Genomic DNA, 3,285 nt, shown 5'->3' on the forward strand with positions numbered 1-3,285 from the left:
ATCAACCATCGGACCGGCACCATGCACCAAGACAACTGTTTCATCCTCTGCCAACCACGTTTGCAACTGCTTTAACACGTTGATATCTATATTTTTTAAGGCGTTGCCGCCAATTTTAACTACCTTCATATTTTATGTGTGATAAGCTGCATTAATATGCACATACTCATAGGTCAAATCACTTCCCCACGCCTGACCTTGTTCTGTTCCGAGACCTAAATCTACTGTGATCACAATGGTGTCCTGTTGCATTGCTTGCGTTGCTGCGACTTCATTAGCAACCGCATGACCCGCAACGATAATCGGCACTTGATTAATCGCAATTGACAATTGGTCAGCCTCGAACACTTCACCAACATTGCCAATGGCATCAATAATGCGCCCCCAATTTGGATCCGCACCAAACACTGCCGTTTTCACCAAATTAGAACCCACAATACTTTTGGCAACTCGTTGGGCACTTGCTGAATGACGTGCACCAATGACGCGGACATCAATTAACCGTGTCGCACCTTCACCATCACTGGCAATTGCGATGGCTAATGTCTTGAGTACCTGATGCAAGTCCGCTTTAAACGCCTCATATTTAGCCGTGCCAGCTTTAATTTCGGCCTGCCAATCATCGCCATTGGCCAACACTAGTACTGTGTCATTCGTTGACGTATCGCCATCAATGGTAATTTGATTAAAAGTGACATCCACTAATTCACGTAGCAATTGCTGTAACAAGCCTTGCTTAATCGTGACATCCGTCGCGATAAACCCAAGCATCGTCCCCATGTTCGGATGAATCATACCTGAGCCTTTCGCCACACCACTAATTTGATAGTCCGCTTGCGTAACTTGCGCCGTTTTTGTTGTGGTATCGGTCGTTAACATCGCCTTCGCGAGATTCAAAGGCGTACTTGCTTGTAGCCGTTCAATGCCCCGACGGATTTTCTCCATTGGCAACTGCTCACCAATAATCCCCGTTGACACAACCAATACCTCTGCCGGTGTTTTGTGTAATTTATTCGCCACTAGCTTTTGCGTTTCATACGCATTTGCCAAACCGGTCGCTCCCGTAAAAGCATTCGCGTTCGCAGAATTAACAAAAATCGCATGGACCGGTTGATTACTTCGAAGGACTTGTTGATCGATTTGCACCGGGGCTGCTGGAAATGTATTTCGCGTAAATACCCCTGCTACCTGAGCCGGCTTTGTCGAAACTAGCCAGCCAAGGTCTGGTTTGGTGGGATTACGCCGTAACTGACCGTGAATCCCATCACTATAAAAATTTTTAGGCCAACTAAATGTCATAACTGCCTCCTAAATCATGAGTGGTAATTGAGCCAACCCAGCCGTTTCATCAAAGCCAAAGTATTGATTAAAATTTTGAACCGCTTGCCCAGCGGCCCCTTTCATCAAATTGTCGATAACGCTCACAATTGTCACGATATGTGTGACCGGATTGTATGACCAGCCGATGGCGGTCATATTACTTCCCACAACGAGCCGTAAATCCGGCATGTCATTGGCCAAGATTTTTACAAATGGTTTGTCCATATAAGTTGCTTGAAATGCGGCCGCGATAATTTCATTTACATCCGCACTATCAGCTGTAACCTTCGCATATATGGTTGCCATCAACCCTCGCTTGACTGGCAAAAGCCCCGTTGTAAATTGGATAGGGCCCATATCCGGGGCCCATTGCTTAAGTTGCTGCATAATTTCCGGTATATGCTGGTGTTGATTAAGCTTATATAGCGAAAAATTCTCATCCACATCAACATAGTGCGTTGCTTGACTCAATTTTTTGCCTGATCCCGTCACACCAGACTTGGCATCGACAATAACCGAATCCAAATCAATCAGGCGCTCTTGTACCAGTGGCGCTAACCCCATTAAAGTTGCCGTGGCATAACAACCAGGATTTGCAATATAATCTGTTGTTGTCGCCGTAAATTCAGTTAACCCATACGTTGCATGAGATAATGTTTCACGTGAAACTTCAGTAGCTCGGTGATACCATTTTTGATACGCCTTTGGATCTTGAAGTCGCAAATCCCCTGACAAATCAATAATCGGGAAATGATTTTCTATAAATGTTTCTGCCAGTTCACCCGTAACGCCTGCGGGTGTCGCAAAAAAGGCGACCTCGTTATCTGCCATAATTTGCCCCGCATCAAACGGCAACACCCGGACTGTTTGTTTAGTCTGCCAGTCAAATTGTTGCGCCACGGCTTCCAAATCGGCTTGTGTTGTATAAATATTAATTTCAGTGACATTCGGATGCTGACTAAGTGACTGCCATAAAACAGTCCCGCTGTATCCTGTCACCCCAACAATTGCTACCTTCATTGCTCATTCCCCTAATTGCTCTTGATAAAATTTAATTTGGTTACTAACCTCCGTAACGGCTGTGCCACCAACCGATGTCCGGCGTTCAACGGCCGTCATCGGTTGCAAGATTTGGTACACATCATCCGTAATCAACTCACTTGCTTTTTGCAACTCAGCCAATGGCATATCCTGTAAGTTAACCTGTGTTTGAATACCTTGTAGCACCAATTGGCCAACGATAGCGTGTGCTTCACGAAATGCTAATCCTTTATTAGCCAGATAGTCGGCTAATTCGGTTGCATTCGAAAAATCATTATGTGTGCTCTCTGACATCACATCACGATTAACCTGAAGGGTTGCAAACATACCGTCAAAGACAAATAACGCATCCATTATCGTGGTATAGGTTTCAAATACACCCTGCTTATCTTCTTGCATATCTTTGTTATAGGCTAATGGCAAGCCCTTCATGACCGTCATCAGCCCCATTAAATCTCCATAAACACGGCCTGTCTTTCCACGTGTCAATTCTGCAAAATCAGCATTTTTCTTCTGTGGCATAATTGAGGAACCAGTCGCATAGGCATCACTTAACGTGACAAATCCAAATTCGTAACTCGACCATAAAATCAATTCTTCGCTTAATCGGGATAGGTGCATCATCAAAATGGCGGCTGACTGCAAAAATTCAATTGCAAAATCACGATCACTGACCGCATCCATCGCATTGTGGTAAACATCATCAAATCCCAGTAGGTCAGCCGTCATCGTTCGATCGATTGCAAACGTTGTACCTGCTAAAGCAGCGGCGCCCAATGGTGATACTTTGGCGTGCTGCATATTGAACTCAAACCGCTCAACATCACGTGTCAGCATCCCAACATAAGCTAATAAGTGGAAGCCAAACGTCACCGGCTGCGCATGTTGCAAGTGCGTGTATCCCGGCATGAGCGTCGCTTGGTT

3 protein-coding genes are annotated in these 3,285 nt (G+C 45.2%); all 3 read right to left on the reverse strand.

All coding sequences use genetic code 11. The features are described from left to right. Positions 1-132 precede the first annotated feature (132 nt). Complete coding sequence (gene argJ / locus WEIDD23_RS07040) at positions 133-1,299, reverse strand: bifunctional glutamate N-acetyltransferase/amino-acid acetyltransferase ArgJ (RefSeq protein ID WP_062358868.1); 1,167 nt, start codon at positions 1,297-1,299, stop codon at positions 133-135. Positions 1,300-1,308: 9 nt separating this feature from the next. Next, the gene (gene argC / locus WEIDD23_RS07045; protein ID WP_010373303.1) at positions 1,309-2,340 is read right to left on the reverse strand and encodes an N-acetyl-gamma-glutamyl-phosphate reductase; all 1,032 of its coding nucleotides are present in this window, start codon (positions 2,338-2,340) and stop codon (positions 1,309-1,311) included. 3 nt (positions 2,341-2,343) lie between these two features. Further along, positions 2,344-3,285, reverse strand: a 942-nt coding sequence (gene argH, locus WEIDD23_RS07050; protein ID WP_062358869.1) for an argininosuccinate lyase, incomplete at its 5' end; no start/stop codon positions are given.

It is taken from the genome of Weissella sp. DD23 (genome assembly GCF_001579105.1).
GTDB classification, from domain to species: Bacteria; Bacillota; Bacilli; order Lactobacillales; family Lactobacillaceae; genus Weissella; species Weissella cibaria.